We start from the raw sequence: 23,803 nt of genomic DNA, 5'->3' as shown, positions 1-23,803 counted from the left end.
GCTGCCGTTCACACGGGCTCGAACGACAGGGTTCCCGTGGGGATGGTGCTGGCGACCAGACGCACGCGCACCGGTTCACCCGGCGTGCCGAAGACGCCGTCGACGGATGCCTCCACCGCCGGTTCGGTGAGCTGGACGCGGGTGTGCGACGTGTTCTGCGCGAGCACGACCGCGTCGAACTCATGGCCGATCCGGCCAGCCAGGAGGGCTGCCTCGATCCGGTCGATCGTGCCCGACTCGAGGCGTCCCGCGAGTCCGGCACTGGCACCCATCGCCCGCGGCAGGTCGCCGAGCGAGGCGCGCACCCACTCGGGCACGTCCGCCCCGCGCGAGACCGCCTCGCAGATCACGAGACCCCACCGATCGACGAGCCGCCGCAGCGGCGCGGTCACGTGCGCGTACGGTGCGGCCAGGGCCGCCTGCATCATCTGCTTCGGCTCGGCCCCGTCGAACGCCTCGTAGCCTGCGCCGCGGAAGAGGGATGCCGCATCCTGCAGCACCGCGAGCGCCCGGGGATCGGCTCGGTCGAGGGTGCGGAGGTACTCGCCGTAGTCGACGCCGCTCGCCCAGGGCAGCCCGAGGAGCTCGGTCTGGCGGCGGAAGGCAGCCACCGCCTCCGGCGGGGCCGGCGGCATGGTGCGGAGGATCCCGATGCCCGCATCCAGCATGATGCGGGCCGCGGCCATGCCGGTCAGCAGCGAGAGCTGCGCGTTCCAGTCCTCGACGGGAAGCGGCATCCGTCGTTCCAGGTCGTACCCGGTGCCGGTGAGCACGACCTCCTGGTCCGGGACGTTCAATGATGCGCCGCCGCGTGCGGCTTCCTGCTCGAGGAGCGCCCGGCCGATGTCGGGCAGCGGCGCGAGCCCCGCGGGGGCAGTGGCGTCATCCAGCGCGCGCTGGGCCTCGTCGTACGTCCACTGCCGTCGTGACCGCACCAGCGCGCGAGTGAGGGTCGTCTCACGCAGCGTGCCGTCGATGTCGAGCGCGAACTGCCAGACGAAGGCGCGCCTCGTGCGGTCGGGAAGGAGCGATCCGGCGTCCTCCGAGATGACCGGCGGATGCAGCGGCACGCGGCCGTCGACCGCGTACAGCGTCTGCCCGCGCCGGCGGGCCTCAGTGTCGACAGCGCCGCCCGGGGTGACGAAGAACGGCACGTCGGCGATGGCGTACCGCACCGTGAAGCCGTCATCGGTCGCGGTCAGGTGCATCGCCTGGTCGAGATCGGTCGAGCCTTCCGGGTCGATGGTGAGGAACTCGACGTCGGTCAGGTCGGTCAGCTCACCGAGCGGAGCTGCGGCCGCCGTCCGGGCTTCTGCCTCGACCGCATCCGGGAACGACGCTGTGATCCCGAGCTCCTGACGCAGGTTCGCAAGCGCGACCGCGAGTTCGCTCTGCGCTGCCGAGGGGGAGAGTCGTGCTGTGCGACGCGCCATGCCCCGACCCTATCGAGGCGCGCCGGCGCCAGGATCCGCTACCGTCGGGAATCACATGACCGACGCTCACACCCGCGCTCCATTGTCCCGCCCGATCGTCGCGGGGATCGTCACCGCCCTCGTGGGCGTGACGAGCTCGTTCGCCGTCGTGCTCACGGGGCTGGACGCGGTGGGGGCATCCAGCGCGCAGGCGGCGAGCGGCCTGCTGGTGCTCTGTCTCACGATGGGTGCGGCCGGCATGCTCTTGGCGTGGCGGTACCGGATGCCGATCACAGTCGCCTGGTCGACGCCCGGTGCCGCGGTGCTCGCGACGACGGGCGCGGTCGAGGGCGGCTGGCCTGCCGCCGTCGGCGCCTTCTTCGTGACGGCCGGCCTCATTCTGCTGACCGCTCTGTGGCCGCAACTTGGGCGGCTCATCGCGCGGATCCCGCCCTCGATCGCGCAGGCGATGCTTGCGGGCGTCCTGCTTCCCCTGTGTCTCGCACCCGTGACCGGAATCGTCGCCAACCCGTGGGGCGTGGTGCCGGTGATCCTCACGTGGCTGGTCTTCGTCCGGTTCGCATCGCGCTGGGCGGTGCCGCTGGCCTTCGTCGCAGCATCCGTCGTCGTCGGCGTCCACGTCGCCACGACCGGAGCGGTGATCGATCCCGCCGTTCTGGTGCCGCGCCTCGAGTTCACGGCGCCGACCCTCACCTTCGGCGCCGTCGTCGGCCTGGCGCTGCCGCTGTTCCTGGTCACGATGGCCTCGCAGAACGTTCCCGGCGTCGCGATCATGCGCAGCTTCGGCTACGAGGTGCCGTGGCGGCCCGCGATGCTCGTCACGGGCATCGGCACCGCGTTGGGCGCTTCGGCGGGCGGCCACGCCATCAACCTGGCCGCGATCAGCGCGGCCCTCGCCGCAGCCCCGGACGCCGATCCCGACCCGAAGCGGCGATGGGTCGCGGGCGTGTCGACCGGCGCCAGCGGGATCGTGCTGGGCGGCTTGTCGGCCGCGCTCGTAGCCCTCGTCGTGGTGGCGCCGGATGCCGTGATCCCCGCCGTCGCCGGCATCGCGCTCTTCGGAGCCTTCGGGGGTGCGGTGCAGCAGGCCATCGACGACCCGGGCGAGCGTCTGCCGGCGGTGGTCACGTTCCTGGTCGCGGCGTCGGGCATCGCGATCGCGGGCGTCAGCGCGGCGTTCTGGGCGCTGGTCGCCGGCCTCGTCGTGCGCGAGGTGCTGCACGTCGGTCGTCGGTCGCGCTGATACCTCACGCGAGGGCGCCGCTCAGTGCAGCGCACCCGCCGAGGTCGAGCTGTCCACCGTGACATCGATGCTGGTCCGCACCGCGATCTCGAGGGAACGGACGATGTCGGCGAGCGGAAGGGCCGCGACTTCGTGTGACGGTGCGTGCTCGGCGGACCAGGGGACGTGGACGAATCCCGCGCGGGTTCCGGATGCCGCAGCCTCGAGGGCCGTGAAGAACGCGTGGTTGCATACGAACGTGCCGGCGGAGTACGAGACCTCGGCGGGGATCCCCGCATCCGCGATGCGACGTGCGATCTCCTTCACCGGGAGTGTCGCGAAATGCGCGGCCGGTGCCCCGGGGACGCTCGGCACATCGACCGGCTGTGCGCCGTCGTTATCGGGGATGCGCGCGTCGACCAGGTTGACCGCGATGCGCTCGACGCCGATCGCTGCCCGGCCGCCGGCCAGCCCGGTCGCCACGACGATGTCGGGACGATGCTCAGACAGGAGTTCGCGCAGGCGTTCCGCCGAGCCCGCGAACGTGACCGGCAGCACGGCGGTCACGAGCGACTCCGGGCCCGCCCATCGCTCGGCGACCGTGCGCACCGCCTCTCCGGAGGGATTGACGTCGTCGTCGCCGAACGGCTCGAAGCCGGTGAGGAGCACGGTGGTCACCGGTCCAGGGTAGGCCTGCGCGGTGAATGCGGCCTCTCCACAGAAAATGCGCGGTGGCGGGAACCGTTTGCGCGATCCCGGACACTACAAGGTATGAGCGATGACGACGCGGCCGCCTGGGCCCGTGTGCGCGCGGGCGACGAGTCTGCGCTGGGTGAGCTGTTCGACCGGCACGAGGCACGGCTGTTCCGCCACGCTCTGCGGCTGCTGACCACGCGTGAGGACGCGAAGGATGCCGTGACGATCGCCTACTTCGAACTCTGGCGCAAGAGGGAGTCGGTGCGGCTCGTCGACGGGTCGCCGTTGCCGTGGCTGCTGAATACCGTGTCGCACAGCGCGCGCAATCTGGAGCGATCCGGCCGCCGGTATCGTGCGCTGCTCGCCCGTACGCCGGTCTCGATCGAGACGCTCGAGATCCGCGCCGCAGATGAGAGCGGCGTATTGGCGGCGCTGCGGCGACTGCCCGCTCGTGAGCAGAGCGTCCTCGTGCTGACGGTGCTCGAGGGATACCCCGAACGAGCGGCCGCCGAGACGCTCGGCATCCCCGTCGGGACGGTGAAGTCCAGGCTGGCGCGGGCGAAGGCGAAGCTTCGGGACGAGATGACGGCGATCGAGGGGGCATGGGCATGAACGACGAACTGTCGCCGCGCGAGCACGCGGACATGCGCGACCTGGTGATGGCGGGCGCACAGCGGATCCGGCCGGTCGGAAAGCACCGGATGCAGATCGTCGCGGGTGCGGCGGCGTTCGTGCTGATCGCCGGCATCGCCGGGGGAGCGGTTGCCACGGCGACCCTGCTCAGGTCCGACGCGAACCCCGCGCCGGTCGCGACCCCGACGCGGAGCGATTTGCCGGCACCGACCGTCCCTGCCACTCCGACTCCGGCACCAACCCCCACGGCCGCGCCGGAGCAGCCCGCGTCCACCGGCGTCATGCCGTTCGGCGGCGAGTGCGCCAACGTCCTCTCCGAGGAGGAGGCGGCCGTCACAACGGGGATGCACATGATCCGCTCCGACTATCGGTGGCAGACCGGCGCCGACGCGGTCCTGGGCGGGATCGACTGCGTCTGGGTGACCGACGAGGTGTACCTGGCGGCGACCGTGCACGTCTTCGCCTACCCCGAGGCCGTGGTGCCGGCCGAGCTGGCCTCTGGCACGACCTCGGTGTGCCGGGATGTCGATTTCGACACGTCGCGGGTCGAGTGCTCGGCAGTCGAGGTCGTCGATGGGACGTGGCTGCTCGTCCGGGCCTCGGGAGCACGCGAGAGCGTGTCGCTCGCAGCCACCGAGACTCTGCTGTCCAGCGCATCGGCCAGGCTCGACGATCACGCGGCGCCCGCGCCCGCGGAGCGGACGGGGGCATGGTGGACGCCTCCGGATTGCGCGACGATCGCGGCGGCGGTCGACCCCGCCGTCTATGGATACGAGCGCGTCGCGGCGACGGCGGATCAGCCGATCGACTGGTACGCACCCGACCGGCCCGAAGGGATCTCGTACCGGACCGGGGCCGCGTCGCTGTGCGCACTGCACTTCGCCTCCGGCTCCGGCGAGACCACGACTGGTGAAGTGGTCACCGTCAGCGCCGTTCCGGGCGGAGGGGTGTCATTCCCGACCGCTCTTGCGGCCGATCACTCCGTGCCCGTGACAGTCGAGGGCGCGGCGGCTGCGGTGATCGCCCCGGGACTCGATCGGTACGAGGGCTCCGGTTCGGTGATCGTGGCCACCGACGGCGTGAACCTGCTGACGGTGACACCCGACTGGGTGCGCGACACCTCGGAGGCTGCGGAGCTCGCGGCTGTCCTGTTCGGGCTCATGCATCCCTAGCTCGACCGGGTGCGGCATCCCCTCGCCCTAGACTTGACCCTCGTGGTCACACGTCTGTCGCATTTCTTCCTCCGCACACTCCGCGAAGACCCGGCCGACGCCGAGGTCTCGAGCCATCGGCTGCTCGTGCGCGCCGGCTACATCCGCCGTGCCGCGCCGGGCATCTTCACGTGGCTGCCGCTGGGTCTGCGGGTCAAGGCGAAGATCGAGTCCGTCATCCGTGAGGAGATGACGAACGCGGGTGCCTACGAGGTGCACTTCCCGGCGCTGCTGCCGCGCGAGCCCTACGAGTCGTCGGGCCGCTGGAACTCGTACGGCGACGGCATCTTCCGTCTGCAGGACCGCAAGGGGGCGGACTACCTCCTCGCCCCGACGCACGAGGAGATGTTCACGCTCCTCGTGAAGGACCTGTACTCGTCGTACAAGGACCTGCCGCTGGCGATCTACCAGATCCAGGACAAGTACCGCGACGAGGCGCGCCCGCGGGCCGGCCTGCTGCGCGGCCGCGAGTTCACCATGAAGGACGCGTACTCGTTCGACTACACGGACGAGGGGCAGGATGCCTCGTACCAGTCGCAGCGCGACGCCTACGAGCGCATCTTCCAGAAGCTCGGCCTTGAGTACGTGATCGTGGCGGCCGACAACGGCCTCATGGGCGGCGCGCGGTCGGAGGAGTTCCTCCACCCGACACCCATCGGAGAGGACTCCTTCGTGCGCTCCGCCGGCGGGTACGCGGCGAACGTCGAGGCCTTCACCACGACCGCTCCCGCTCCCATCCCGTTCGAGGGCCTCGGGGAGCCGGTGATCTTCGACTCGCCGAACACCCCGACGATCCAGACGCTCGTCGACCACGCCAACGCGCACCTCGACGCTCCGGCGGACGGCATCGCCGGTCCCGCGACCGACGGCGCGGCCGAGTGGACCGCGGCGCACACCCTCAAGAACGTCGTGCTCGCGCTCACCCACCTCGACGGCACGCGCGAGCTCGTCATCGTCGGCATTCCCGGCGACCGCGACGTCGACGATAAGCGCGCCGAGGTGGCGTTCGCGCCGGCGGCGGTCGAGGCCGCGACCGAGCAGGACTTCGAGAACAACCCGCTCCTGGTGAAGGGGTACATCGGCCCCTGGTCCGAGACCGGCGCGGTGCTCGGCGAGCAGTCGGCGACCGGCATCCGCTACCTTCTGGACCCGCGAGTGGTCGACGGGACGGCGTGGATGACGGGGGCGAACATCGACGAGAAGCACGTGCACACCCTCGTCGCGGGCCGCGACTTCACGGGCGACGGCTTCGTCGAGGTGGCGAACGTGCGCGCGGGAGACCCCGCGCCCGACGGGTCGGGGCCGGTCGAGATCGCCCGCGGCATGGAGATCGGCCACGTCTTCCAGCTCGGGCGCTTCTTCGCCGACGCTCTCGGGCTGAAGGTGCTCGACGAGAACGGCAAGCTCGTGACCGTCACGATGGGGTCGTACGGCATCGGTGTGACCCGCATCCTCGCGATCATCGCCGAGCTCAACAACGACGAAAAGGGCCTCATCTGGCCGGCGTCGGTCGCGCCGTTCGACGTGCACGTGGTCGCGACCGGGCGCGAGCCCGTCGTGTTCGAGGTGTCGGAGAAGCTGTCCGCCGAGCTCGAGGCATCCGGTCTCGATGTGCTGTACGACGACCGCCCGAAGGTCTCGCCCGGCGTGAAGTTCGGCGACGCCGAACTCGTCGGCGTGCCGCAGATCGTGATCGTCGGCCGCGGCGCGGCCGACGGCCAGGTGGAGCTGTGGGACCGCCGCACCGGTGACCGCGAGGTCGTGCCGGTGGCAGAGGTCGCGGCGCGACTCGCCGCGCGCTGACCGCGCCGGACTCGGCGCGATCCGGGCCCGGACGGCTCGTCGGCGTGGGACGCTGGAGGCATGCACGACGACGCCGCTGTGACAGCCGAGGTGACCGACGACCTGCGCCGCGTGATCGCGGACGCCGGGATCACCGAGAACGTCGACCTCGTCGCGCGCATCCTCGTAACCGGCGTGGGACTCGGACTGGACGAGGCGAACCGTCTCGATCTGAAGATCACCACCGCCGCACTCACCGAGATGCGCGCGGCGTTCCGTCTGTTCGCGCCGTATGAGGACGTGCCCAAGGTCACGATCTTCGGGTCGGCCCGCACGCTGCCGGATCATCACGTGTACCGCGCCGCCGCCGAGGTGGCACGGGCGCTCGCCGAAAGCGGGTGGATGGTGGTCACCGGCGCAGGGCCCGGGATCATGCAGGCGGCGGCCGAAGGCGCGGGACCGGATCGCTCGCTGGGCGTGTCGATCCGGCTGCCGTTCGAAGAGAAGCCCAACGCCGTCATCGCCGCGAACGCGCGCAACGTCGCGATGAAGTACTTCTTCACGCGCAAGCTGATGCTGGTGAAGGAGTCGCACGGCTTCGTGTGCGTCCCCGGCGGCTTCGGCACGCTGGACGAGCTGTTCGAGCTGCTCACGCTGCAGCAGACCGGCAAGGCGGAGCCCACTCCCATCGTGCTGCTCGACGAGCCCGGAGGCACCTTCTGGCGCGGGCTGCAGCGATTCGTCGATGAGCAGCTGGTGGCGGGCCGTGTGATCTCGCCCGGCGACTTCGACCGCGTGCTGGTCACCGATTCGGTCGACGCGGCGGCCCGAGAGATCACGGACTTCTGGCGTAACTATGACTCGCTCCGCTGGGTGGGGGATCGCCTGGTGCTGCGGCTGCGCGCCGAGCCGACCGACGCCGAGGTCGAGAGCCTCAACGAACGGTTCGGCGCTCACCTCATGTCGGGGCGCATCGAGCGCCGGGGGCCGCTGCGCCGCGAGCTGGAGGACGACGACCGCGTCGAGCTGCCGCGTCTGGTGCTGCGCCTGAATCAGGTGCACGTGGGGGACCTGCACCGCCTGATCCGCGCGATCAACGACCTCGGCTCGGCACCCAAGGGGCCCGCGCGCGCCGCGTGACGCGGCATCCGTTCTCGGCGCGCTGACGCGCTCGCCGGGACACATGAGCGCGCTCTCATCGGCTGGTCTCGTGCTGTTCACCCGTGGTTCGCGAGCGTGTTCGCGGCCGCGAGGATGCTGACGGCCATCCGAACGTCAGGGAGGGCGTCCAACGTGAGCATCGTCGAGAATCCCCGCACATCGCTGCCGAACCCGCGCACGTCGCTGCCGATGGCAGACCACGTCCGCGGCAAGCGCTCCGCGGTCACTTGCCAGTACAAGTGCGCGAACGCGTGCCTCGGTCCCGAGTGCAACACGTCGTCCAACGCGCATTTCCGCGATGTCGCCTCGGCGGCCCTGTCGCGCCGAGCCCTGCTCGGCCTCGGTGCCGCGGGAGCCGTCGCGATCGCGGTCGGCGCTTTCCGCACGTCGGCGCCGGTCTCGGCGCCCGCCGCGGCGGGCGTGACCGGCCCCGGTTCGGCGTTCGCGCGACCCGGCACCGCGGGGCTGGCGTTCGAGCCGATCGCCCCTGTCGCGCGCACGGTCGACGCCTTCACCGTGCCCACCGGCTACACGTGGAGCCCGCTGATCCGCTGGGGCGACCCGCTGTTCTCCAGCGCGCCGGCCTTCGACATCCTGGCGCAGACTCCTGAGGCGCAGGCTCTGCAGTTCGGCTACAACTGCGACTATCTCGACATCCTCGCCGACCCCAACGGCAAGCGGGGCGTCCTGGTCACCAACCACGAGTACGTGAACCCGGGCATCATGTTCCCGGCCACGAGCGACCCGGCCGAGCTGCGCCGCCGCGGTGACATCTACAAGGCCGCGCAGGGTCTTTCGGTGGTCGAGCTGGAGCGCCGCCGCACGGGGGAGCCGTGGGGTCACGTCGTGGACGGCCGACGCAACCGTCGCATCACGGTCGAGACCGTGTTCGAGCTGACCGGCCCTGCCGCCGGCACCGACCTCGTGAAGACCGCCGACGACCCGGAAGGACGCTGGGTGCGCGGAACCCTCGGCAACTGTGCCGGTGGCACGACCCCGTGGGGCACGATCCTCTCGGGCGAGGAGAACTTCAACGGCTACTTCGCGTGGGCGGCCGACACACCGGGTCAGAAGCGGTACCAGTCGTCCCCCTCGACGGCGACCTCGACGGGCTGGGAGACGTACGATCCCCGCTTCAACGCCCACGACCCCGCCTTCGTGAACGAGCCGAATCGCTTCGGATACATCGTCGAGATCGATCCCGACGACCCCACGTCGACCCCGCGCAAGCACACAGCGATGGGCCGCATGAAGCACGAGGGTGCGAACGTCATCGTGGGTCACGACAAGCGCGTCGTGGCGTACATGGGCGACGACGAGCGCAACGACTACCTGTACAAGTTCGTCTCGAAGCACAAGATCTCCGGCTCGCGCAAGAAGAACATGCGTCTGCTCGCCGAGGGCGACCTGTACGTCGCCCGGTTCACCGGCGATTCCCCGGCCTCCGAGATCACCGGCACCGGCGCACTGCCGTCCGACGGCCAGTTCGACGGCAGCGGCGAATGGATCCCGCTGACGCAGAACGGCGTGTCCGTCGTTCCCGGATTCACGACCGAGCAGGTGCTCGTCTTCACGCGGCTGGCGGCGGATGCTGTCGGCGCGACCAAGATGGACCGCCCCGAGGACGTCGAGCCCAACCCCAAGACCGGCAAGGTCTACGTCGCGCTGACCAACAACTCGCAGCGCGGCAGCGCCTCGCCGCTGGATGAGGCCAACCCCGTGACCGGCAACCGCTACGGGCACGTGATCGAGCTCACCGAGACCGCTGGCCAGTCGGGCACGACCTTCGGCTGGAGCATCCTGCTGCTGTGCGGGGACCCCGCCACGAACGCGAACACGTACTTCGCGGGCTTCCCGTCGGAGCTCGTCTCGCCGATCTCGTGCCCCGACAACGTGGCGTTCGACTCCGAGGGCAACCTCTGGATCTCGACCGACGGCGCGCCCAGCACCATCGGCTACAACGACGCGCTGTACAAGGTTCCGCTCGAGGGTTCCGAGCGTGGCCACGTGCAGCAGTTCCTCGCTGTGCCGCGCGACGCCGAGACCTGCGGGCCGGTGATCCACGACCGCGAAGGCCTGGTCTTCGTCGCGGTGCAGCATCCGGGTGAAGAGGGGACCTTCGACGCGCCGACGTCGCTGTTCCCCGACTACGGATCCACGGCGCCCGGCGCAGTGCCGAACGCTCCGCGGCCGTCGATCGTGCAGGTCCACCGGGCCTGATCGGCCCGTCACACTCGCGGCGTCTGCGATCCTCCGGGGTCGCAGGCGCCGCAGTGGTTCTCAGAGGCGCCGGAAGCGAGCCGATAGCACGAGGAACACTCCGTACGCGATCAGACCGATGCCGATCGCCGCGCACACGGCCGGCCCGTAAGAAAGCGTCGTCAGTCCGTCGAGCGCGGCGTCGAGACCGCCCGCATCGTCGGCCTCGGTCTTCACGGATGCGACGACGAGCAGCACGCCGACGGTGACGAGGGCGACGCCTTTCGCGACGTATCCCGCGACGGCGAGACCGGTCACGGTGATGCCGGCGCGCCCCTCGGGAAGCGTGAAGCCCTCGAGGAACCTGCGACGGATGCCGATGATCCCGAACACGATGCCGCTCACGCCGATGCCCGCGCCGATCAGGCCGAGCACCCACGGGCCGCCCGGCACATCGAGAAGCCCGCGACTGGCATCCTGAACGCTCTCGTCCGGATCGGGCCGCGCACCGATCGCGACTGCAGCGGCGATCGTGGCGAGTGCGAGGAAGACGGCGGCTTTGCCCCACTCGGTGACGCGTGCGCCCCATTTGCGCGGACGGCTGCCGCGCGGCACCAGCACGCCGTCGAGAATCTCCCAGACGCCGAGGGCAGCCAGCGCGATCGCGGCCACCCACAGAACGACGAAGCCCAGGGGCGCGCCGGCGATCGCGCGGAACGCGCCGGGCTGATCGGTCGCGCCGTCTCCTCCGAAGGCGACGACGACGGTGAAGACGCCGATGAGGATGTGGACGAGCCCGTCCGCGACGTATCCGCCGCGAGCGAGGACCTCGAAGATCGTGCTGGCCTCGGCGCGGCGCGCCGCCGATCTCACCTCCGCGCGTGCCATGGGTTCAGCCTAGAGAGCAGGCCCAGTGGCGCAGGAAGGACTTGCTTCTCAGCCCTCGCTGTGCAGGTGTTCGCCATGCTTCTCGCTCTGCCGCCGCTTGGTGGGCAGGGCGGCGCCGAACGCGATCACGCTGTAGCGGAGCACACGAGAGCTGTTCCGTTCCAGCTCCTGGGAGTGCGCGGATATCCGCTCGCGGTCTCGCGGACGGGGGTGAGCGGGCCGGGGCCGCGATCCGAACGGCCCCGGCCGGAGGACTCAGCCGGCAGGGTAGGCCGCGAGCTTGGTCATCGTGACCGTCTCGCCCTCGACGACGCCGGTGACTGCGACACTCGCCGTGCCGGCGGGGACGGATGTCAGCCGCGAGTTGATCGAGACGCTCGCAGACTTGCCCGGCGCCACCGCGAGGAAGGTCTTCGCGCCGTACGGGGTCTCGATGACGATGTCAACGGGGACGGACTCGTTGTTCGTCGCGACGACCGACACGTACTGCTTGCCCGCCAGAGTGCGGGTGGATGCCGCGACCCCCACGGCGAAGTGCTCGACCTCGAACTCGATGGCGACGGGCGTGCTGGCACGAGAGCCCAGAGCCTGAACGAGCTCGAACGAGTTCGCACCGCGCACAAGACCGTCGGTGATCTCGAGCTGCCACGTCCCGTCCGCGGCCACGACGGTCGTGGCGTGCCCGGGAGCGGTGCGTACCTCGGCGCCAGGGAGGCCGGTGCCGGCGAAGATCACCGGCTCATCCGGTCCGATCGTGCCCTCGGGTGCCTGCGCGACGGTGAGACCGCTCAGATCGGCGCGCTGGGTCAGCCACTCGTCGGGCGTCGTCGGGCGGTCGATGATCCGCGTCTCGCCCACGCATCCGTGCCATCCGTTGCGGGCAGCGTTGTCTACCCAGTCGGCTCCGATGATCCACGGCATGTCCGCCATGCCCGCCTGACCCGCGACGTTGTTCGCGTTGCGCAAGACAGGAGCACCGTCGACATACATCGTCGTGGTGCCGGCGGCCGCATCGTTGACGACGGCCACATGTGACCACGTGCCCACCATGATCTCGCCCGACCAGTTCACGCGGTCACCCTGCGCGGCATCGGCGGGAAGGCTCGTGAACTGGAACTCGCGCAGGTTCGAGATGCCGAGGGCGGTCGGCGAGGCCGTCCAGTCCCACTGCGTGCGCGGGGCGCCCATCAGGGAGCGGTTGCCCGTGCGGGTGATGGCCTTCGACCAGCCGTTGGCCGCGGCATCCCAGTCGGCATCCATCTTGACGAAGGTCTCGATGGTGTAGCCCTGGGTGAGATCGGCGTTGTTGATCGCTGCGTCGGCCGCTGTCGTGAGATAGCTGAAGCGCGAACCCGACGAATTGTCGAAGCAGGCTGCTGCGCCGTCGGATGAGAACCCGTGCACGTCCGTGTTCTCGATGGTGACGTCCTCCCACGTGGCGCCGACGGCAGCCGTGTCCGCCGGATCGACGCGCGTGAGGTCGTTGTCGCCGACGATGTCCTCGATCACCGTGTCGGCGTCGACGGTGCCGTCGTGGCCGTTGAACCGCCAGTGGGCGAGGGCGCCTTCAACCTGCACGAAGTCGAGCTCGTTGCCCGGCAGCTCCGTCGAGATGGGGTCTGGACCCTCGAAGCCGTCGAGGAGGATCGACCGCGCAGCGTTGCTCAACGACGGTTCGTCGGGCGTGCCCGCCGTGAATCCGGGGTGGAAGCCCTGGAAGCGCTCGCTGAAGTCGAAGTCCAGTGTGAAACGCTGGTGCGGACCGTCCAGCAGCGGCTGATCGTAGCTGGTCAGCGTCTCCTGGGGTTTGAAGGTGACCCAGGGCGAGCCCGTCTCGAGCGAGATGGTGTCATTGGTGAGGTCGAACTCGAGCAGGCCGAGATAGCCGTTCCCGCCCTCGTATGCCATCTGATAGTCCATGAGGATCTGGTGCACCGGGTGGCCGAAGTCGTTCGTCTTCACCTGGCGGGTGGCACCGTGGAAGTGACCGTTGAGCGTCATGAAGATCTGGTCGTTGCCCTTGATGAGCGTGTCCCACATGCGCGTGCTGTCGCCGGTCTCGACCGGCGTCGTCTGGTCGGCGGCGACGCCGAGGAGGGCGTGGTTGCTGAGGATCACCGGGACGGTCGGATGAGCGTCGAGGACGCTCTGTGCCCATTCGAGAGTCGCGTCGGACGGTCGCCATGACAGAGCCAGCGACATGAACTGCTGTCCTTCGGCTTCGAAGATGTGGAACTGGCTGAGGCCGGTGGCGTCGCTGCCCATGTAGGTCGACTGGGCTGCTGCGCGGGTCGCGCCGAACCAGCGGTTGAACGGCTCGTTGACGGCGTTGAGCTCGTTGTCCCATTTGCTGCTGTCCAGCACGTCGTGGTTGCCGGGAAGGATCGAATAGGAGAGGGCGGCATCCTCGAGTGTCTTCATCGCGCGGTCGGCTGCCTCCCACTCGCGCTGGGTGCCGGCGCGGTCCACGATGTCGCCCAGGTGTGCGGTGAACGGGATCCGGAGGTCGTCAGCGTGCTCGGCGATCCATTGGGTCTGGACCGCGAAGGGATCGGCGCCATATCGCGGGACGAACTGGTCGGACGAGTATCGGGAGTAGAACTGCGTGTCGGGCAGCACCGCGAGGGTGAACCGCGACGCGAGGTCGTCGACGGGTGCAGGATCGGCAGCCGCTGCGGTTGCGGGCACGGCTGCGAACGCGCCGGCCGCGAGGCCCGCGGTTGCAAAGAGCGCGGTGCAGCGACGCGCGAGCCGACGCATCGGACGGGTTGTGGACGAGACCACGGATACTCCGTTCATGAGGGGAGGGGAGCGCGTCTTGCCGTCGGGATCGGGCGGACGCTCGGCCTCGACATTCGTTGGGGTCGGTAACGGAGAGGTTGCGCGCAGGGCATCGGCAGGTGGACTGCCAATCAACTGGATGCGTGCGCCGCGCGGACGGCGGGTGACCGCCGCATCGGCGAGCGACCTATCATGGTGCGGATGATCCGTGAGGCCCGTCACCCCCGCGGGACCGGCTGGAGCATCGCGCCGCGTCTGGTCCATGGCGCGCCTCCGGCCGCGCTCGTGATCGTCGGAGCGCTGGCGCTGCTCGTGGGCCTTCTGATCGTCACGCGCCCGCTCACATCACTGTTCCTGCTGACGGTGTACGTCGGACTCAGTGCGATCTTCACCGGTGTCGCGCGGATGCTGGGCGCCCCGGAGTCGGCCGTGTGGTCCCGCGTCGGATTCGGCGCGCTGTGGATCGTGCTGGGCCTTGCCATCCTCGTCGGACTGGGGCGCACGCTCGAGCTGCTGCCGCAGCTCATCGCCGTGCTGCTTCTCGTGGGCGGGCTCGCCTCGCTCTATGACGCGTTCACGCGCGGGCGGGTCAGTCAGCGCGTCCTCGCCGCCGCGTGGGGCGGTGCCCAGCTGGTGTTCGGCATCCTCGCCTTCTCGTGGCCGGATGTGACGGTCCTCGTCGTCGCGATCGTCTTCGGGGTGCGCACGATCGTCTTCGGCGCGACGCTGGTGGTCCGCGCGGTGCGCGCGTTCGTCGCCGGCGGTCGCAACGTGCCCGCGGACGTCGGCGCTCGCACAGAAGACGACGGAGAGCGAACGGATGCCACGACCGGCGCGGCGCGTCCGCGCCGCACGCGCGGCGCCTGGGCGGCGGCAGGGCGCTACGGCGTCGCGGGTCTGCTCGTCGCCCTGGCGGCCGGCGGCTGGTGGGCCAGCTCGTGGCTGTCGGAGGGCGCGCCCGTCGTCGACGCGTTCTACGACCCGCCCGCGGTCGTGCCCTACGAGCACGGGCGCCTGATCCGTGTCGGAGAGTTCGCGGGGCAGGAGCCGGTGGGTGCACAGGTCCACCGCATCCTCTACACCACGCGCGATGCGGTCGGTCAGCCGGCGGTCGCGAGCGCTCTGGTCATCGTTCCCGACGAGCGGCCGCCGGGGGCGCGCCCGGTCATCGCGTGGAATCACGGCACGACGGGGGTGGCGCGTGGCTGCGCACCGAGCCTGCGAGACGCCTCCGCGACGAAATGGGCCATCCCCGCGCTCGACGATGTGATCCGGCGGGGATGGATCGTGGTCGCGTCGGACTACTCGGGGCAGGGGGCGCCCGGCGTGTTCCCCTATCTCATCGGGAGGGGCGAGGCCCGCTCGTCGCTGGACGCGGTGCTTGCCGCCCGGGAGCTGGACGACGTGACGCTGTCGACGCGCACCGTCGCGTGGGGGCATTCTCAGGGCGGACATGCCGCGCTGTGGATGTCGCAGATCGTGGAGGACTACGCTCCCGATCTCGACATGCTCGGCACCGCCGTGCTCGCACCGGCGGCGGATCCGCTTGCACTGGCGGACGAGCTCACCCGGGGCGATGCCGGCGTACTCCTGTCGATCCTCATCTCGTGGGTGCTGGTGCCGTACGCCGACACGTACGGCGACGTCGACCTGTCGCGCTACATCGCGCCCGGTGCCGAGGCGATCGTCCGTGAGATGACGCAGCGCTGTCCGTCCGAGCCGGGCGTGATGGTCTCGGTCGCCACGGCGCTCGGGGTGGCCGAGGACCGGCCGCTGTACGTCGGCGATCTCACCGCCGGGCCGCTGGGCAGACGTCTGGCCGACAACGTCCCCGCAGGTCCGTGGGATCATCCGCTGCTGGTCGCGTGGGGCACCGAGGACGAGGTCATTCCGCCGCGGCTGCAGCAGGAGTTCGTCGATCGCCTGTGCGCGGAAGGGGAGCAGGTGCGCCGGCTGGCATACCGCGGATACGACCATCTGGGAACGCTGCTGCCGGGGTCGAGCTTCCTGCCGGTTCTCGTCGACTGGACGGAGGCGAGGCTCACCCGCACCGACAGTCACGTGGACGACTGCAGTCGGTGAGTCATGGCGCGCCCGCTCGGGCGCGCATACCGGATTCACGCAGCCGGGCATCGGGTAACGTTGTAGGGTTCCGGGGCGCGTCGACGCACCGGTGAGAGCTGAATACGGAGGCCACTGTGGACATCGATCTCGGACTGCTTCGGACGGTCGAGCGTGAGAAGGAGATCCCGTTCGACGAGCTGGTGCGCATCATCGAGCAGGCGATCCTCACCGCGTATGCCAAGCACACGTCGCCCACCGGCGAGCTGCCGGAGGGCGCCCGCTCGGAGCTCGACCGCAAGACCGGCCACGTCGCCGTCTTCATCCCGGTGCTCGACGAAGAGGGCGCCGTCATCGGCGAGGAGGAGAGCACTCCCGAGGACTTCGGCCGCATCGCCGCCTTCGCCGCCAAACAGGTCATCAGCCAGCGCCTGCGCGACATCGCCGACGACGCCGTGCTGGGGGAGTTCCGCGGCAAGGAGGGCGACATCGTCGCCGGCATCGTGCAGCAGGGCCCGAACCCCCGCATGGTGCACGTCGACCTCGGCACGGTCGAGGCGATCCTGCCCCCTGAGGAGCAGGTGCCCGGCGAGGACTACGCGCACGGCTCACGCCTGCGGGTGTACGTCACGAGCGTCTCGAAGGGCGCCAAGGGTCCCGCCATCACGGTGTCGCGCACGCACCCGGGCCTCGTCCGCAAGCTGTTCGCGCTCGAGGTGCCCGAGATCCCGGCCGGACTGGTCGAGATCGTCTCGCTCGCCCGCGAGGCCGGCCACCGCACCAAGATCGCCGTGAAGGCCAACGACCCGTCGATCAACGCCAAGGGGGCCTGCATCGGCGAACTCGGGCGTCGTGTGCGCGCGGTCACCGAAGAGCTCGGCGGCGAGAAGATCGACATCGTGGACTACGACCCGGAGCTGGCGAAGTTCGTCGCGAACGCACTGTCGCCGGCGAAGGTGACGTCGAGCTTCGTGCTGGATGTCTCGAGCAAGGCGGTTCGGGCGCTCGTGCCCGACTACCAGCTGTCGCTGGCGATCGGCAAGGAAGGGCAGAACGCCCGCCTGGCCGCCAAGCTCACCGGCGCCAAGATCGACATCCAGCCCGACAGCATCTTGGAATCCTGAGGCGCAGGCCGGGCGGAGGGTCAGGGGCGCAGGCCCCGGGGTGTAGAATGGAACCTGTACGAACGTGCGTCGGATGCCGCACGCGTGCTCCCCGGTCCTCCCTTCTCAGGGTGGTCGCCATCGATTCGGTCCTCATTCCCGACGGCCGCGCTTCGATGCCCGGGCGGGGCGCGTGGGTGCACGAGACCAGCGAGTGCGTGGACACCGCCATCCGGCGCCGCGCCTTCGTGCGAGCATTGCGTGTGCCGGGTCCGCTCGACACGCAGACCATCGAACAGTACCTACAGCGAACCAAAGGCTGAATGGCTATGGGAACAAAGTGAACGGCTCGAAATGAGTCCCGTCCGCGACTAACGGTCTGCCCTGTCTGGGTAGACCCCAGACAGGAGAATTGTGGCTGCCAAACCACGCGTGCACGAGATCGCCTCTGAGCTCGGCGTCGACAGCAAAGTCGCGCTCGAGAAGCTGAAGGCGCTGGGCGAATACGTCAAGAGCCCCTCGTCGACCATCGAGCCCCCCGTGGCTCGCAAGCTGCGCGCCGCCCTCGAGGCGGACGGCGCAGCGAAGCCGGCTGCCGACGCCAAGCCGGCGGCCGCCGCGGCCAAGCCGGCCGCGCGTCCCGGCCCGTCCCGGCCGTCTGCGCCCGCCGCGAAGCCGGCGGCTCCGGCGCCCGCAGCGCCCGCGCCGCCAGCGCCGGCTCCCGCTGCGGCCCCGGCCGCTCCGGCTGCTCAGGCGCCCGCTCCGGCGGCGCCCGCCGAAGCCGCAGCACCGTCTGCGCCCGCGGCACCCAAACCTGGTGGCGCAGCAGCGCCGCAGGCGCCGCGCCCCGGCGGCACGCCGCGTCCGGGGAACAACCCCTTCGCCTCGTCGCAGGGCATGGGCCAGCGTCCCGCCGGCCCCCGTCCGGGCAACAACCCCTTCGCCTCGGCGCAGGGCATGGGCCAGCGTCCGACCCCCGGCAACATCCCGCGGCCCCAGGCGCCTCGCCCGGGCGCACCTCGTCCGGGCGCTCCGCGCCAGGGCGGCGCGGGTCGTCCCGGTGGCGGCGGTCGTCCCGGCGCTCCGTTCCAGCAGCGTCCCGGCGGTCCCGGTCGTCCCGGCGGTGCCGGTGGCGCCGGTGGTTTCCAGCGTCCCGGTGGCGGACCGCCCGCGGGCGGCTTCGCCGGTCGTCCCGGTGGCGGCGGCGGTCGTGGCCGTGGCCCCGGCGGTGGCACCGCGGGTGCGTTCGGCAAGGGCGGCGGCAAGTCGAAGCAGCGCAAGTCGCGTCGTGCGAAGCGGCAGGAATTCGAGATGCGGTCGGCGCCGGTCGTCGGTGGCGTCAACGTCTCCAAGGGCAACGGCGAGATCATCCGTCTGCGTCGCGGCGCGTCGATCGCGGACTTCGCCGACAAGCTCGAGGCCCTGCGCGGCTACACCGTGCAGCCCGGCACGCTCGTGACCATCCTGTTCAACCTGGGTGAGATGGCGACCGCGACCGAGTCTCTGGACGAGGCCACCTTCGAGGTGCTCGGCGCCGAGCTCGGCTACAAGATCCAGATGGTCTCGCCCGAGGACGAGGACAAAGAGCTCCTGGAGGGCTTCGGTCTCGACCTCGAGGCCGAGCTGGAGGCGGAGAACGAGGAAGACCTCGAGATCCGTCCCCCCGTGGTCACCGTCATGGGCCACGTCGACCACGGTAAGACGCGACTGCTCGACGCCATCCGTCAGACCAATGTGGTCGCGGGCGAGGCCGGCGGCATCACGCAGCACATCGGTGCGTACCAGGTCTGGACCGAGCACGAGGGCATCGAGCGTGCGATCACCTTCATCGACACCCCGGGTCACGAGGCGTTCACCGCCATGCGTGCCCGTGGTGCGCAGGTGACCGACCTCGCCATCCTCGTGGTCGCCGCCGACGACGGCATCATGCCGCAGACGGTGGAGGCCCTCAACCACGCGCAGGCGGCGAACGTGCCGATCGTGGTCGCGGTGAACAAGGTCGACAAGCCCGACGCCAACCCGGCCAAGGTGCGCCAGCAGCTCACGGAATACGGGCTGGTGGCCGAGGAGTACGGCGGCGACGTCATGTTCGTGGATGTCTCGGCTCGTCAGGGCACCGGCATCCAGGAGCTCCTCGATGCCGTCCTGCTGACCGCGGACGCGGGGCTCGACCTCACGGCGAACCCGAACAAGGCCGCGCGCGGTGTCGCGATCGAAGCGAAGCTCGACAAGGGTCGCGGATCGGTCGCCACAGTGCTCATCCAGTCCGGAACGCTGCGCGTCGGCGACGCGATCGTCGCAGGCACGGCATACGGCCGTGTGCGTGCGATGGCCGACGAGAACGGCGACGCGGTCGAAGAGGCGTACCCCTCGCGGCCCGTGCAGGTGCAGGGTCTCAACTCGGTGCCGCGCGCCGGCGACACGTTCATCGTGACCGAGGAGGACCGCACCGCCCGTCAGATCGCCGAGAAGCGCGAGGCTGCCGAGCGCAACGCCCAGCTGGCCAAGGCCCGCAAGCGCATCTCGCTCGAGGACTTCACCCGCGCTCTCGAAGAGGGCAAGGTCGAGTCGCTCAACCTCATCATCAAGGGTGACGTCTCCGGTGCCGTCGAGGCGCTCGAGGAGTCGCTGCTCAAGATCGAGGTCGACGACTCCGTGCAGCTGCGGATCATCCACCGCGGCGTCGGCGCGATCACCGAGTCCGACATCAACCTCGCGACGATCGACAACGCGATCGTCATCGGATTCAACGTCCGCCCCGACACGAAGGCGCGCGAGCGCGCCTCGCGCGAGGGTGTGGACGTCCGGTTCTACTCGGTCATCTACAACGCGATCGACGACGTGGAGCAGTCGCTCAAGGGCCTGCTCAAGCCGGAGTACGAAGAGGTCCAGTCGGGTGTGGCCGAGATCCGCGAGGTGTTCCGCTCCTCCAAGTTCGGAAACATCGCCGGTGTCATCGTCCGCTCGGGCACGATCACGCGCAACGCCAAGGCACGCGTCATCCGCGACGGCGTGGTCCTCGCCGACGGTCTGGCGATCGAGTCGCTGCGCCGCTTCAAGGACGACGTCACCGAGGTGCGCACGGACTTCGAAGCCGGTATCGGCCTCGGCAAGTTCAACGACATCCAGGTCGGCGACGAGATCGAGACCACAGAGCTGGTCGAGAAGCCGCGAGGCTGATCGCATTCGGTGAGGGGTGCCGTGGGCTCGACTGAGCCACGGCGCCCCTCACCCGTTGAAAGGAAGAGTCATGGCAGGGGAACGTCAGGCACGCCTCGGAGACCGCATCCGCGTGGTCCTCGCCGAGCGCCTCGAGAAGGGGCTGCGAGACCCGCGCCTCGGATTCGTGACGATCACCGACGTACGGGTGACCGGCGACCTGCAGCACGCGTCGGTGTTCTACACCGTGCTCGGTTCGGACGAGGAGCGTGAAGCATCGGCGCAGGCCCTGAAGTCGGCGACCGGGATGCTGCGCTCAGAGCTGGGCAAGCACCTGAACGTGCGGCTCACGCCGTCGCTGGAGTTCATCCCCGACGCGCTCCCCGACACGGCGGGGCACATCGCGGACCTGCTGCGCGAGGCCCGCGAGCGTGATGAGGCCGTGGCGGGGATCGCCGCAGCAGCGTCGTACGCGGGCGAGGCCGACCCCTACGTCAAGCCGCGAGAGGCCGACGAGGACGACGACTGATCCGTCGTCCGACGCGCTGACAGTCCGGCAGTTCGGGCAGTCACCCGGGCAGACGGAGCAGTCCGTCGGATGCTTCGGCCAGCCCGTCGGCGATGAGGGAGTCGATCGCGCGGTCGCGCTGACCGGCGTCAGGCCAGTCCGGCACGACCTCGGTCAACGGCACCGCGTGGGCGGCGGCATCCCTCAGGGTCTTGAGGACCGCACCACGCGCCTGCCGGTCGCTGCCTTCGTACCGTGCCTGCCGGCGGCGCGTGTCGCCCGTGTCGGGGTACCCGGCGGCGCGCCACGCGCACTGCGCGGCGACCGGACAGGCTTCGCATCGCGGGACGCGCGCGACGCAGACCGTGGCGCCGAGCTCCATGGCGGCAGCGTTCACCACGGCGGCGGCACGGATGTCGTCGGGAAGAAGGGCCTCCATCGCGGTGAGGTCGTGCCGGGACGGCGGTCCCGGCTGCGACCGGCCGTCGACAGCCCGCGCGAGCACGCGTCTGGTGTTCGTGTCGACGACGGGATGCCGGTCGCCGTACGCGAATACCGCCACCGCTCTCGCGGTGTAGTCGCCGATGCCGGTGAGCGCCAGCAGCTGGTCGACGTCAAGGGGGACGACGCCGCCGTGACGATCCCGGATCTCGACGGCCGCGCGATGCAGCCAGAGCGCCCGTCGCGGGTAGCCGAGGTTGGCCCATTGCCGCACCGCCTCGGCGGGGGCATCCGCCGCCAGCGCGGCCGGCGTGGGCCAGCGGGTGAGCCACCGCTCGAGGTGGGGGACGACACGGTTGACTGGCGTCTGCTGCAGCATGAACTCGCTGACGAGCACTCCCCACGCACCGAAGCCTGGTCGGCGCCACGGCAGATCCCGGGCATTGTCGCGATACCACGCGGCGAGCGGGGTCGCGAGGTCGGGCATGCCTTCGAGCCTAAGCCGCCCGCCGTAGGCTGGAGGCATGCGCCTTCCCGTCACGCCCACGACCACGCTGTGGCGTGACCTCCGGGACGACGTGCGCCGCCACTACCCGGCCGGGCGGGTGATCGTCGCCGTCGACGGGATCGACGGCGCGGGAAAGACCGTCTTCGCCGATGGTCTCGCCGAGACCTTCGCCGAGATCGGCGCTGCGGTGTTCCGGGCGTCGATCGACGACTTCCATCGGCCTCGCTCGGAGAGATATGCACGAGGCAGCATGAGTCCGGAGGGGTTCTACCGCGACTCGTTCGACTACCCGACCTTCCGCCGCGTGCTCGTGGATCCGTTCCGCGACGGTGCGCAGGCAGGCGCCGGCACCGGGTTCCAGCTGGCCGCTTTCGACCTCGCCCGAGATGCGCGCGCCGAGTCGCAATGGGTCACGGCGCCACGCGACGCCGTGCTCGTGATCGATGGCGTGTTCCTGCACCGCGCCGAGCTGCGAGACCTGTGGGATTGGTCGGTGTGGCTCGAGGTGCCCTGGCCGGTGGCATACGCCCGCATGGCACTGCGCGACGGCAGCGACCCCGATCCGGACGCGCCGTCGAACGCGCGCTACCGGCAGGGACAGGAGATCTATCTGCGTGAGGCGCGCCCCGCAGAGGCCGCGTCCGCGATCGTCGACAACGCCGATCTCGCGCACCCTCGCCGTGTCTTCCGTGGAGTTCGCTGATGGTCGCGCCCGGCATCCTCCTCGTCGACAAGCCCGGCGGCATGACGTCGCACGATGTGGTCGCGCGAGCCCGGCGCGCACTCGGCACGCGCAAGATCGGGCACGCCGGCACGCTCGACCCGATGGCCACCGGCCTGCTCGTGCTCGGCGTCGAGGCCGCCACCCGGCTACTGACGTTCGTGGTGGGTCTCGACAAGACGTACGAGGCGACCATCCGGCTCGGTGTCGCGACCGACACCGACGACGCCGACGGCCAGGTCGTGTCGACGACGGATGCCGCATCCCTGACATCTTCGGCAATCGTTGAGGGCGTCGACGCGCTGACCGGGCGTATCGCCCAGGTGCCGAGCACCTTCTCGGCGATCAAGGTAGAAGGGCGCCGCGCGTACGACCTGGCGCGCTCCGGGCAGGACGTGCAGCTCAAGGCACGGGAGGTCACGGTGTCGCGCTTCGACGTCCTGGCGCGGCGGGAGGTCAGTGACGCGGAAGCGGGCTTCGTCGACCTCGATGTGGTCGTGGATTGCTCCAGCGGCACCTACATCCGCTCGCTCGCGCGCGACCTGGGTGCCGGCCTCGGCGTCGGGGGACACCTCACGGCGCTGCGCCGGACACGCATCGGCCCGTTCACCGTCCAGGACGCGCATGGGCTGGACACGCTCGCGAGTGCACCGATGGTCTCGCCCGCGGACGCCGCGGTGTCCGTTCTCGGACGCTTCCACGTCACAGCCGACGAGGCGCGGGATCTGCGGCATGGCAAGCGCCTGACGGGTGGGGCCGCACGACTCCCGACGACGCCGATGGCGGCCGTGGATCCCGGCGGCGCGCTGGTGGGGATCGTCGAGCGCCGCGGCGGCGACGTCAAGAGCGCGATGAACATGCCCGAGGAGGCATCAGCATGATCCTGTGGTTCACGATCGCGCAACTGGTCGTCGCGGTCGGCGCCGGGCTGTTCTGCGTCATCGCCGGCCTCGCCGGTCGCCGCCCGAGCGACTGGACAGTCGGCGCGCTCGCCCTCGTCGAGCTGCTCCTCGTCGCCCAGATCGTGATCGCGATCATCGCGCCCCTCGCCGGCAACCCCCCGACCGGGAGCCTGCTGGAGTTCTGGGTCTACCTCGTGTCGGCCGCGCTGCTGCCGCTGGCGGCGGTCGCATGGGCGCTGCTCGAGCGCAGCCGCTGGAGCACGGTGATCATGGGCATCGCGGCGCTGTCGATCGCCGTGATGGTGTGGCGCATGCAGGTCATCTGGACCGTCCAGGTCGCGTGATCGCCGCCCGGCAGGGCCGCACATCCGCGCGGCGCCGGGGGAGCGGCATC

The 23,803-nt window shown here is 70.4% G+C and carries 19 protein-coding genes; 14 read left to right on the top strand and 5 right to left on the bottom strand.

Annotated features, from left to right (window positions below; genetic code table 11):
- Positions 1-8: 8 nt before the first annotated feature.
- Positions 9-1,433, bottom strand: a complete 1,425-nt coding sequence (locus HF576_RS07790; protein WP_168912251.1) for an RNB domain-containing ribonuclease — start codon at positions 1,431-1,433, stop codon at positions 9-11.
- A 55-nt stretch (positions 1,434-1,488) separates the two neighbouring features.
- Between HF576_RS07790 and HF576_RS07785 the strand changes: the two genes are divergently transcribed.
- Entirely contained in the window at positions 1,489-2,676 is a 1,188-nt protein-coding gene (locus HF576_RS07785) for a benzoate/H(+) symporter BenE family transporter (RefSeq protein ID WP_168912250.1), read from the top strand.
- Between the two features lie 21 nt (positions 2,677-2,697).
- On the opposite strand, the gene pcp is transcribed toward HF576_RS07785, so the two are convergent.
- Positions 2,698-3,333 carry a pyroglutamyl-peptidase I gene (gene pcp / locus HF576_RS07780; RefSeq protein ID WP_343234207.1) on the bottom strand — a complete coding sequence of 212 codons (636 nt, stop codon included), beginning with the start codon at positions 3,331-3,333 and terminating at the stop codon, positions 2,698-2,700.
- Positions 3,334-3,426: 93 nt separating this feature from the next.
- Between pcp and HF576_RS07775 the strand changes: the two genes are divergently transcribed.
- The 5 genes from HF576_RS07775 to HF576_RS07755 all read left to right on the top strand — a co-directional run bounded on the left by HF576_RS07775 (position 3,427) and on the right by HF576_RS07755 (position 10,358).
- Positions 3,427-3,963 carry an RNA polymerase sigma factor gene (locus tag HF576_RS07775; protein ID WP_168912249.1) on the top strand — a complete coding sequence of 179 codons (537 nt, stop codon included), beginning with the start codon at positions 3,427-3,429 and terminating at the stop codon, positions 3,961-3,963.
- On the top strand, positions 3,960-5,156 hold the full coding sequence (locus tag HF576_RS07770) for a hypothetical protein (RefSeq protein ID WP_168912248.1): 1,197 nt from the start codon (positions 3,960-3,962) through the stop codon (positions 5,154-5,156). Before HF576_RS07775 ends, HF576_RS07770 begins: the two co-directional genes overlap by 4 nt.
- A 42-nt stretch (positions 5,157-5,198) precedes the next feature.
- Positions 5,199-6,998: a proline--tRNA ligase gene (locus HF576_RS07765; RefSeq protein ID WP_168912247.1), complete on the top strand. Its 1,800-nt coding sequence runs from the start codon at positions 5,199-5,201 to the stop codon at positions 6,996-6,998.
- A gap of 60 nt (positions 6,999-7,058) precedes the next feature.
- Entirely contained in the window at positions 7,059-8,117 is a 1,059-nt protein-coding gene (locus HF576_RS07760) for an LOG family protein (protein ID WP_168912246.1), read from the top strand.
- Between the two features lie 210 nt (positions 8,118-8,327).
- Entirely contained in the window at positions 8,328-10,358 is a 2,031-nt protein-coding gene (locus tag HF576_RS07755; RefSeq protein ID WP_168912742.1) for a PhoX family protein, read from the top strand.
- A 60-nt stretch (positions 10,359-10,418) separates the two neighbouring features.
- On the opposite strand, the gene HF576_RS07750 is transcribed toward HF576_RS07755, so the two are convergent.
- The gene (locus tag HF576_RS07750; RefSeq protein ID WP_168912245.1) at positions 10,419-11,225 is read right to left on the bottom strand and encodes a DUF1206 domain-containing protein; all 807 of its coding nucleotides are present in this window, start codon (positions 11,223-11,225) and stop codon (positions 10,419-10,421) included.
- Positions 11,226-11,480: 255 nt separating this feature from the next.
- Positions 11,481-14,024: a LamG-like jellyroll fold domain-containing protein gene (locus HF576_RS07745; protein WP_168912244.1), complete on the bottom strand. Its 2,544-nt coding sequence runs from the start codon at positions 14,022-14,024 to the stop codon at positions 11,481-11,483.
- A 183-nt stretch (positions 14,025-14,207) separates the two neighbouring features.
- On the opposite strand from HF576_RS07745, the gene HF576_RS07740 reads away from it, so the two are divergent.
- The 5 genes from HF576_RS07740 (at position 14,208) to rbfA (ending at position 20,858) form a co-directional block, all read left to right on the top strand.
- Entirely contained in the window at positions 14,208-16,088 is a 1,881-nt protein-coding gene (locus tag HF576_RS07740; RefSeq protein ID WP_240948789.1) for a lipase family protein, read from the top strand.
- 116 nt (positions 16,089-16,204) lie between these two features.
- On the top strand, positions 16,205-17,191 hold the full coding sequence (gene nusA, locus HF576_RS07735) for a transcription termination factor NusA (protein ID WP_168912242.1): 987 nt from the start codon (positions 16,205-16,207) through the stop codon (positions 17,189-17,191).
- 47 nt (positions 17,192-17,238) lie between these two features.
- Positions 17,239-17,493, top strand: coding sequence for a YlxR family protein (locus HF576_RS07730; RefSeq protein ID WP_168912241.1), 255 nt, complete (start codon positions 17,239-17,241; stop codon positions 17,491-17,493).
- A gap of 91 nt (positions 17,494-17,584) precedes the next feature.
- Positions 17,585-20,350, top strand: a complete 2,766-nt coding sequence (gene infB / locus HF576_RS07725) for a translation initiation factor IF-2 (RefSeq protein WP_343234206.1) — start codon at positions 17,585-17,587, stop codon at positions 20,348-20,350.
- A 70-nt stretch (positions 20,351-20,420) separates the two neighbouring features.
- Positions 20,421-20,858 carry a 30S ribosome-binding factor RbfA gene (rbfA, locus tag HF576_RS07720; RefSeq protein WP_168912240.1) on the top strand — a complete coding sequence of 146 codons (438 nt, stop codon included), beginning with the start codon at positions 20,421-20,423 and terminating at the stop codon, positions 20,856-20,858.
- Between the two features lie 40 nt (positions 20,859-20,898).
- Here rbfA and HF576_RS07715 read toward each other — a convergent pair whose 3' ends face one another.
- The gene (locus tag HF576_RS07715; protein WP_168912239.1) at positions 20,899-21,765 is read right to left on the bottom strand and encodes an HhH-GPD family protein; all 867 of its coding nucleotides are present in this window, start codon (positions 21,763-21,765) and stop codon (positions 20,899-20,901) included.
- A 37-nt stretch (positions 21,766-21,802) separates the two neighbouring features.
- Here HF576_RS07715 and HF576_RS07710 point away from each other — a divergent pair, with 37 nt between their 5' ends.
- The 3 genes from HF576_RS07710 to HF576_RS07700 are packed head-to-tail and all read left to right on the top strand — an operon-like array spanning position 21,803 to position 23,753.
- A complete protein-coding gene (locus HF576_RS07710) occupies positions 21,803-22,489 on the top strand; it encodes a nucleoside/nucleotide kinase family protein (RefSeq protein ID WP_168912238.1) in 687 nt (228 codons plus the stop codon).
- Positions 22,489-23,388, top strand: a complete 900-nt coding sequence (gene truB, locus HF576_RS07705) for a tRNA pseudouridine(55) synthase TruB (RefSeq protein WP_168912237.1) — start codon at positions 22,489-22,491, stop codon at positions 23,386-23,388. Before HF576_RS07710 ends, truB begins: the two co-directional genes overlap by 1 nt.
- Positions 23,385-23,753, top strand: a complete 369-nt coding sequence (locus HF576_RS07700) for a hypothetical protein (protein ID WP_168912236.1) — start codon at positions 23,385-23,387, stop codon at positions 23,751-23,753. Before truB ends, HF576_RS07700 begins: the two co-directional genes overlap by 4 nt.
- The last annotated feature ends 50 nt before the right edge of the window (positions 23,754-23,803 follow it).

It is taken from the genome of Microbacterium salsuginis (genome assembly GCF_012524205.1).
Classification (GTDB): Bacteria; Actinomycetota; Actinomycetes; order Actinomycetales; family Microbacteriaceae; genus Microbacterium; species Microbacterium salsuginis.
The sequence above is the reverse complement of the archived record's forward strand: the minus strand, read 5'-3'. Positions and strand labels throughout refer to the sequence as shown.

Excerpts from the sequence above, each read along its gene's own strand:
- HF576_RS07750 (WP_168912245.1), bottom strand. The coding sequence starts at position 11,225 with ATGGCACGCGCGGAGGTGAGATCGGCGGCGCGCCGCGCCGAGGCCAGC.
- HF576_RS07760 (WP_168912246.1), top strand. The coding sequence starts at position 7,059 with ATGCACGACGACGCCGCTGTGACAGCCGAGGTGACCGACGACCTGCGC.
- HF576_RS07745 (WP_168912244.1), bottom strand. The coding sequence starts at position 14,024 with ATGAACGGAGTATCCGTGGTCTCGTCCACAACCCGTCCGATGCGTCGG.
- rbfA (WP_168912240.1), top strand. The coding sequence starts at position 20,421 with ATGGCAGGGGAACGTCAGGCACGCCTCGGAGACCGCATCCGCGTGGTC.
- HF576_RS07730 (WP_168912241.1), top strand. The coding sequence starts at position 17,239 with ATGGAACCTGTACGAACGTGCGTCGGATGCCGCACGCGTGCTCCCCGG.
- HF576_RS07790 (WP_168912251.1), bottom strand. The coding sequence starts at position 1,433 with ATGGCGCGTCGCACAGCACGACTCTCCCCCTCGGCAGCGCAGAGCGAA.
- HF576_RS07770 (WP_168912248.1), top strand. The coding sequence starts at position 3,960 with ATGAACGACGAACTGTCGCCGCGCGAGCACGCGGACATGCGCGACCTG.
- HF576_RS07775 (WP_168912249.1), top strand. The coding sequence starts at position 3,427 with ATGAGCGATGACGACGCGGCCGCCTGGGCCCGTGTGCGCGCGGGCGAC.
- HF576_RS07755 (WP_168912742.1), top strand. The coding sequence starts at position 8,328 with ATGGCAGACCACGTCCGCGGCAAGCGCTCCGCGGTCACTTGCCAGTAC.
- HF576_RS07785 (WP_168912250.1), top strand. The coding sequence starts at position 1,489 with ATGACCGACGCTCACACCCGCGCTCCATTGTCCCGCCCGATCGTCGCG.
- HF576_RS07715 (WP_168912239.1), bottom strand. The coding sequence starts at position 21,765 with ATGCCCGACCTCGCGACCCCGCTCGCCGCGTGGTATCGCGACAATGCC.
- truB (WP_168912237.1), top strand. The coding sequence starts at position 22,489 with ATGGTCGCGCCCGGCATCCTCCTCGTCGACAAGCCCGGCGGCATGACG.
- HF576_RS07740 (WP_240948789.1), top strand. The coding sequence starts at position 14,208 with ATGATCCGTGAGGCCCGTCACCCCCGCGGGACCGGCTGGAGCATCGCG.
- HF576_RS07710 (WP_168912238.1), top strand. The coding sequence starts at position 21,803 with ATGCGCCTTCCCGTCACGCCCACGACCACGCTGTGGCGTGACCTCCGG.
- HF576_RS07700 (WP_168912236.1), top strand. The coding sequence starts at position 23,385 with ATGATCCTGTGGTTCACGATCGCGCAACTGGTCGTCGCGGTCGGCGCC.